Genomic DNA, 7,437 nt, shown 5'->3' on the forward strand with positions numbered 1-7,437 from the left:
ATACCGCCTGTGTTTAGTGTGCGCCTGTCATCAGTAATGGGAGCTGATCTACGCAACAGACTTATCCAGTCTAAGGGGCGGGCCAACTTCACCGATTTCTGATGTCCTTGAACAACACTTTCTACTGTTACACAACTATTTGCACGAAACTTTCCTTGTTTCTTTAGATTTACTTTGGAGATTAGTTACGCTCCCCTGATGATTGGTACGATCGACTGATTTTCGCTACGATCGACTGACTGACAGATTGAGCGACTGATTTTCGGTACGATTGCCTGATTTTCGGTACGATTGCCTGACTGACAGCTCGATCGACTGACTGACAGCTCGATCGACTGACTGACAGCTCGATCGCCTGACGTTGCGATCAATTAACTGACTCTTTTAAGATACAAGGGGCGGGTTCACCAACCATATCTAACGATTACCGACAATCTAGATAAACCCGCCCCCCACCACTCATCTTTTTGAGAAAGGCTATACGTCAACCCGAAATTTGCATCGCATCGGAAAATGTACATGATGATTTATGGTTCGGTTCGGGCGGGTTTTCGAGATTGTTTGTTTCAGGCAATTATTGTTTGTGAACCAGCCCCTACAAGCACCCGGTACATTCTGATTTATGCTTGGGTTTGGCGGGTTTTATAGATTATCAATTATTGGGAAATATTCTATGTGAAACCCGCCCGCCCTTAGCAAATCACTTTTACAAAACTCGCAACGTGCTAGCAATACTATCGACTGCTTCCAGCGCGCGAATTTCATCGAGTGCTTGTTGAAAATTACCTTCCCTAACATCGTGAGTCACGACGACAATTTCTGCTAAATCGCCGCTAATTCCCGTCTGCACAACAGATTCCAAACTAACTTTGTGGTTGCCGAAACAAGTGCCGAGTTTGCCAATTACCCCCGGAGTATCGCGCGTCAGAAAACGGGCGTAAAAGCGAGTAACAAGTTCCTGCATCGGAGCAATTTTGCAGTAGTGTTGGTGACTGCAACTCAGCAAAGGATGGGGAATCGGAACAGTTTCTGTTTTCAGGATGGCCGCCACATTCATAATGTCGGATACTACGGCGCTAGCTGTTGGGCCCGCACCGGCGCCGCGCCCGTACAGCATCAATTGCCCGATCGGCTCTCCTTCCACTAAAATTGCATTGTAAACCCCGTTAACACTCGCCAGCGGATGAGTTTTCGGCACAAAACTCGGATGCACTCGAATTGACAGCAGTTCGCTTTCTCCCTCCGCTTGCTTGCCATTGTAGCGGGAGGTTTCTTGAGCAATAGCCAACAATTTAATCACAAATCCCAGCTTGTCGGCGTAGTTAATATCCGCCGCACTAACTTTTCTAATACCTTCGCAGTGAACATCTGCTAATTTGATGCGTCCGCCAAAAGCTAGCGAGGCTAAAATAGCAATTTTATCGGCAGCATCTAATCCATCTACATCTGCTGTGGGGTCAGCTTCAGCATAACCTAATTGCTGGGCGTCGGCGAGGACTTCGGCAAAGTCTGCGCCTTCTGTTTGCATCCGCGTCAGGATGTAATTAGTTGTGCCGTTGACGATGCCGGTGACAGTTTGAATGCGGTTTGCACCTAAAGATTGTTTGAGGCTTTGAATGACTGGAATGCCGCCGCCGACAGCAGCTTCTAGCATTACGTAAACGCCTTTTTTGTTGGCGGCCTCGAAGATTTCATTGCCGTAGCGGGCGATAACTGCTTTGTTGGCAGTGACGACGTGCTTGCCGCTGGCAATAGCTTGTAGAATGAGCGATCGTGCCGGTTCCAATCCGCCAATCAGTTCTACTACAATATCAATTTCCGGGTCAGTTGCGATCGCTTCTAGGTCAGTTGTCAGCACATTTTCTGGCAATTGTAAAGACCGAGTTCGAGAAATATCGCGCACTCCCACCCGATAGATTTCCAATTCCTGCAACAGCGGATGGCGGCCGTCTGGGGAGAGCAAAATCTCTGCTGTTCCCGCGCCAACTGTACCCAAACCTAACAAACCAATTTTGAAAGCCACGACTTTGACCCGTAGAAACTCAATTAAGCCACAACCATTGTAGGCTATTGGCGTACCGGAGCAATCAAAATAGTATTGTAGGGTACGCATTCCCTACCTTATATCAAATCGGTTAGCATCGGAATAGTAAATTCAAGTTGACTGTTGACAGTCAACCGTCAACAGTCAACCGTCAACAGTCAACATCACCTGACGGTGTAACCGGAAATGATATTACAAGTCGGATATAATTGCCCTACAAACAATTGTAGGGCGAGCCAAGCCCACCCTACAAATCAGATTAAATCAGGTAACACATTAATAAGTTTCAACGTGCCAACGGTGTTCTTTCTTCAACTGTTTTTGATACGCAGCCCAGTCAACACCGTACTTGCTAGACGCGGCCGACATTCCCTCATCAATTCCGCCTTCCATGCCCTTCAAACCGCAGATATAAGTGTGAGTATTCGGCTTTTGAACCAATTCCCACAATTGGTCTGCGTTCTCTTGAATCCGGTTTTGAATGTACATCTTGCCGCCGTCAGCATTCTTTTGCTCGCGGCTGATGGCATAAGTCAAGCGGAAATTATCGGGGAATTCTTGTTGCAATTGCTCCAACTCTTCCTTATACAGAATGTTGGGAGTGTAAGCAACACCAAAGAACAGCCAAGCTAAACCTTTGAATTTGTAATCGGGATTGTTCTCTTTAAACATCCGCCACAAATACGCCCGGAAAGGAGCAATACCCGTACCCGTAGCCATCATAATCACGGTGGCCTCCTCATCGTCAGGCAATAACATTTCCTTGCCTACAGGGCCGGTGATTTTGACATCATCTCCAGGTTGCAAAGCGGTGAGAAAAGTCGAACAAACACCAAAGACTTTTTCACCGGTTTCTGGGCTTTTGTACTCTAGGCGGCGGACGCACAGAGAGACTGTTTTGTCGTCTACATCGTCTCCGTGACGGGTGGAGGCGATCGAATACAGCCGAATTTTGTGAGGTTTGCCGTTCTTATCAGTGCCATCTGGAATAATGCCAATACTTTGACCTTCCAGATAGTGCAGATTGCCTCCAGAGATGTCAAATTTGACGTGACGGACTGTGCCTTCGCCGCCTTCTCTGACTAATTCTTCTGTAGAAATGCACTTACCAATATAGGGATTGGCCGGCTTGTAGAGGTTGACAGGAACCTGAACTTTTTCCTTGGCTTGAGTCATGGGCTTAGTTTTTTCTCCAGATTTCTGACTCTGTAGCCCTGCTTCTGGTGCGACTTTGCCGTTATTAGTTTCGGGAGCGCCGTTTAAGGGGCGGATGCTGATGATTCTTCCACCCATGCGAGCAATTCTGCGCATTTCCTGATTCATGCGATCGTAGGGCACGGAGATAAATACGCTGCCGCTACGGCGAATCGGGTTACTTGTTTGGTCAGTTGCTTTGCTCTGACGCATACCCTCCACTTCGTAAACAAAGATGCGGCTGCCTGATTCTGAGTTGGCCGCTACACCAGATATGCTCGGGCTGTACATTTGTTGCTTGTCCTTCACGATACAGAGTTATAAAGAGAGAGAATGTGACGTTAGACTCAATTTACTTTTTTTTTAAGGCCATCTAGACTAATTGGCCACGCCAATCTTTGGGCCTTCCCACGCCGGCGGGAGTGTCAAGTTGCGATCGCTCGCGTCTGGAATTTCCAATTAGCCGAACATCACGCTTGCCGAGTCCGGCTGCGTTCAGGTGTTGACCTATAGCTATTGTTGTCTGCGTACTGCCAATATTTTACCCGATCGGGGGATCTGCCCCGATAAGTCCTTCTGATTTGGGGAGCGCCCCACCAGAGCGAGGAAGATTCGAGCAGTTTAATGAGGTTGAGCTTGTAGGGGGCGGACGCATTCTGGTAAGATTAACCGCTAAAGTTAGTATTAATTACTTGCCTTGAAGATTGCTTGGGTCTTTCCGGGCAGGCAGTCAACTCACTGCTGTATGCTGGTGAGAACTCGATCCTCTCGGGGTAGCACAGCAGCACAAAGCCTGCTTGTCGCTACCTGCGGGCTGAAATTTTGTGGAATCTAGACTTGAGTTAGTTAGTAAACAGTGATTTTGTTAGAGGGAAACTATGACCAGTAAGCCGGATCGCGTGGTTTTAATTGGCGTTGCCGGAGATTCCGGATGCGGAAAATCTACTTTTTTACGCCGATTGACAGATTTGTTCGGGGAAGATTTCGTGACTGTAATCTGCCTCGACGACTATCACAGTCTCGATCGCAAGCAGCGCAAGGAAACAGGGATTACTGCCCTTGACCCCAGAGCCAACAATTTTGACCTGATGGCCGAGCAAATGAAGGCCCTCAAAGAAGGTCACGCAATCGACAAGCCGATCTACAACCACGAAACCGGTATGATCGACCCGCCTGAAAGGGTAGAGCCGAATCACGTGATTGTGATTGAGGGGCTGCATCCCCTGTACGACGAGCGAGTTCGATCGCTCCTCGACTTCAGCGTCTACCTCGACATCAGCGACGAAGTAAAAATTGCTTGGAAAATCCAGCGCGACATGGCGGAACGGGGCCACCGTTACGAAGACGTGCTGTTTGCGATCAATGCTCGCAAACCGGATTTTACCGCCTACATTGACCCGCAAAAGCAATATGCTGATGTGGTAATTCAAGTGTTGCCAACCAACTTGATCAAAGATGACAAAGAGCGGAAAGTTCTGCGGGTGCAGATGATCCAGCGCGAAGGCGTCGCCAATTTTGAGCCTGCGTATTTGTTTGACGAAGGTTCAACAATTAACTGGGTTCCTTGCGGCCGCAAGCTGACTTGTTCCTATCCCGGAATTAAGATGTACTACGGGCCTGATGCTTTCTACGGTCACGAAGTCTCGATTTTAGAAGTAGATGGTCAATTCGAGAATCTCGAAGAAGTTATTTACATCGAAAGCCATTTGAGCAAGACTTCTGCGAAGTATGAAGGCGAGTTAACTCACCTGTTACTCCAGCACCGCGAATATCCTGGTTCTAACAATGGAACTGGTTTGTTCCAAGTGTTAGTCGGGTTGAAGATGCGGGCGACTTACGAGAAGTTGACTGCAAAAGAAGCGAAAGTGGCTGTTAGTGTTTAGAACGCAGACATGAAAGATTTGGGAGGCGCAATTGCGCCTCTTTTTTTGTGGAGAAATGAACCGCAGAGGGCGCAGAGTAGAGTTAGGGGAGGGGGTGTGGAAGGAGAGATTTTAAGAAGGTTTTTCCGGCTTCATGGAGGTCGCTATCTAGGGAAAAAGTTAGACTGCGAACTCGGATAGCGCCATGTTTTATGTCTAGTGGCTTTGTGAGTTGTTGCGGGTAGACGAGAATTGCATTTTGGCACTTTAAGGCATTTGCGTAAGCAACTATTTGATGACGGTCATCACTGCCTACTTTATCGGGAGCTTTGTATTTTGTATCGAGGACGTATTGGACTTTACCTGTTTCTATGTCGCACAGCAGTAAGTCAATGCGATCGAAATAGTTTTGGTCATGTGTGACTCGGTGTTGTTGTTTGACAAAAAAGCCTTTTGGTGTATTTGCTTTGAGCCATTCAGCGACAAATTGTTCATATAAATTGGCCATGTCTATGAGAAAAGGGAGCATTTCGCGATCGCCTGTTTCGTGACTAGGCCGTGTGTTATCTAAAAAAAATCGACATAAGGCGTGTAAAAGTTGATAATCTTGATTCAAACGGTGATAATTTCTATCAATACAAGCTTCTGATTTAAAAGGTTTTAATGTAACAAATCCTTGGAGTGCGTGAAAGGCTTTTCGCACAGTGGATGAAACAGATTCACCGCACAAACCGCTGCGGCCAATGATGAAAAGTGTCCAAGCGAGTATTTGATTATCTTCGATGTCGCCTGTTTGTTCGTGATAGTGGCATTTTAGTTTAACATCCCAAGGTTTTTGCAGGGCTGACCGCAAATCGACGCGGCCGCGAATGTAGGCGAGTCTTTCGGTTTTGGATAAGTAATCGCGATATAATCCTTTGCGACAGCGTTCTAGAATTTTTTGGGCAAGAATGTTAGCTAATTCCTCGTAAATTTCTTCTAAAGATTGGCACTGAATCGATCCTTGAAGAAATTTTATCTGGTAGCCATAGTCAAGCATTCCGAAGAGGTTGTTTATGGGAACCTTTGGGCGGATGGCGATGTGAAATTCTGGAGTGATGGGAATGTTGCCAACTTTGCCTTTAGATTTTAAGCGCCATTTATATTTAGTTTTAGGGTTGGGAAATTCTATATCGATTTCCTTGTCATAATCTTTGTGTATTTTTTCTCCTACTAATTCGGGGATGGAGTCTTGTTCAAAAGTTTCTAATTGATATTCTGTAAGTTCGATAATTCGGGGAGAGCCTGGTTTCATAATTTTGGTGGATGTAGTAACGCCACCCTATCGGCGTTAATGACGGCGTTAGATTGTCAATAGCCCAATTTTTTCTTGATATTCTCCCAGAGAAATTCCTTCATTTGTGCCTGGTTATCAAAGAAGTATTCTTCGAGGTATGGCTCAATTTCCATTTTCCAAATATCTTGGATGTCTTCAGCTAAGGTTTTTGTCAAAAAGAAGGAGATGCCTAGTTCATAGTGTTTGTTGTTAATTGCGCGATTGACATCTTCTAGAATGTTAGTTAATTTATCAACTGGAAAACCTGTTTCCTCTCTTTGGTGATACTGTCGCAGGACTTCATAATTGGGATAAACTGGCATGAATGCGAAGCGGCGGCGGAGTGCGTTATCTACTAAGGCAATAGAACGGTCTGCTGTGTTCATTGTGCCGATAATGCGGACATTTTTAGGTATTCTAAATTGTTGACCGCTGGCTAATTTAACGGTGCGATCGCGGTCATCAAGCAAATACATTAACTCTCCAAATACCTGAGATAAATTTGCACGATTAATTTCATCAATAATGAGAACGCAAGTGCCTTGACAAGACTCAGCTTTTTTGCAAAATCCGATGAATCTACCGGGAACTATGGGATAGGTCAATTGCCCATCTTGACTTTGCGGGCGGATGCCTTGAATGAAGTCTTCATAGGTATAAGCTGGATGAAATTGGATAATGCCTGAGAAACCGTCACCACAACCGATTAAATGTTTGGCTAGTTTTTCGGCAATGAAAGTTTTTCCGGTTCCGGGCGGGCCTTGTAATATGGCTTGTTTCTTGCGGTGGATAGCCTGTATCCATATCTTGAGTTCTGTTTCGTTCAAGCCAGTTTCTTCCGCACAGTTGGATAGAGTATATTTTGGATTTAGCTTTGATTCATTGACTAAGGAATACAAGGGGTCATTGATAGCCGTCTTTTGAGCGTCTAAAGTTGCTAACAAAGGTAGTGCCCTGAAGGAAAGGATCAGAGTACGTTATGATTAGAGAAGTGTTTGCCATAGCGTGATATGACATTAGAA

6 protein-coding genes are annotated in these 7,437 nt (G+C 45.9%); 1 reads left to right on the forward strand and 5 read right to left on the reverse strand.

Features of this window, described 5'->3' with window-relative positions:
• Positions 1-185 precede the first annotated feature (185 nt).
• The 3 genes from QUA99_RS31825 to petH form a co-directional block, all read right to left on the reverse strand.
• Positions 186-371 (reverse strand): hypothetical protein, encoded by a 186-nt coding sequence (locus tag QUA99_RS31825; protein ID WP_333245316.1) that lies wholly within the window; start codon positions 369-371, stop codon positions 186-188.
• 335 nt (positions 372-706) lie between these two features.
• Complete coding sequence (locus QUA99_RS31830) at positions 707-2,023, reverse strand: homoserine dehydrogenase (RefSeq protein ID WP_333245330.1); 1,317 nt, start codon at positions 2,021-2,023, stop codon at positions 707-709.
• A 297-nt stretch (positions 2,024-2,320) separates the two neighbouring features.
• A complete protein-coding gene (gene petH, locus QUA99_RS31835) occupies positions 2,321-3,529 on the reverse strand; it encodes a ferredoxin--NADP reductase (RefSeq protein ID WP_333245319.1) in 1,209 nt (402 codons plus the stop codon).
• Positions 3,530-4,116: 587 nt separating this feature from the next.
• On the opposite strand from petH, the gene QUA99_RS31840 reads away from it, so the two are divergent.
• Entirely contained in the window at positions 4,117-5,121 is a 1,005-nt protein-coding gene (locus QUA99_RS31840; RefSeq protein WP_333245322.1) for a phosphoribulokinase, read from the forward strand.
• Between the two features lie 82 nt (positions 5,122-5,203).
• On the opposite strand, the gene QUA99_RS31845 is transcribed toward QUA99_RS31840, so the two are convergent.
• The gene (locus tag QUA99_RS31845) at positions 5,204-6,394 is read right to left on the reverse strand and encodes a 5-methylcytosine restriction system specificity protein McrC (RefSeq protein WP_333245325.1); all 1,191 of its coding nucleotides are present in this window, start codon (positions 6,392-6,394) and stop codon (positions 5,204-5,206) included.
• Positions 6,395-6,450: 56 nt separating this feature from the next.
• Entirely contained in the window at positions 6,451-7,359 is a 909-nt protein-coding gene (locus tag QUA99_RS31850) for an AAA family ATPase (protein WP_333245327.1), read from the reverse strand.
• Positions 7,360-7,437: the final 78 nt, after the last annotated feature.

This window comes from Microcoleus sp. F10-B2 (genome assembly GCF_036704965.1).
Taxonomy (GTDB): Bacteria; Cyanobacteriota; Cyanobacteriia; order Cyanobacteriales; family Microcoleaceae; genus Microcoleus.